Below are 355 nucleotides of genomic sequence, written 5' to 3'. Positions count from 1 at the left end.
TGCTAACCAAGTAGATGGAGAAATTGAGCTAATGAAACGTTACAAAGAGGATTTGGATCTAATAAATAATAGTATTACAAAATTATCGACTGAAGTTGATACCAATAACACCCAGTCTCAAAAAGATACATTAAGACGATTAAAAAGTGTAACAACTCAACTCGAAGAACAAGTTTATAAATTTTAATATTAAGAAATTAGGTTTAATAAAAATATTATAACGCAACTGAAAATAAGGAGGAGAATCAAATGATGAAATTTCCATTTAAGGTTATAACTTTAGCCACTTTAGCAACGGTTATAACTGCTACGAATGGTAGTACTATTCATGCACTTGCACAAGAACAGACAGCTC

General features: G+C 30.4%; 1 pseudogene. It reads left to right on the top strand.

The annotated features are described in order from the left end of the window. Positions 1-187: pseudogene (locus ACS2CR_RS34490) on the top strand (hemolysin BL lytic component L2); the annotation flags it as partial. Positions 188-355 lie beyond the last annotated feature (168 nt).

Origin of the sequence: Bacillus cereus group sp. BceL291, from assembly GCF_051776705.1 — a bacterium.
Lineage (GTDB): Bacteria > Bacillota > Bacilli > Bacillales > Bacillaceae_G > Bacillus_A > Bacillus_A cereus.
This window is presented reverse-complemented; position numbering and strand designations above follow the sequence as displayed.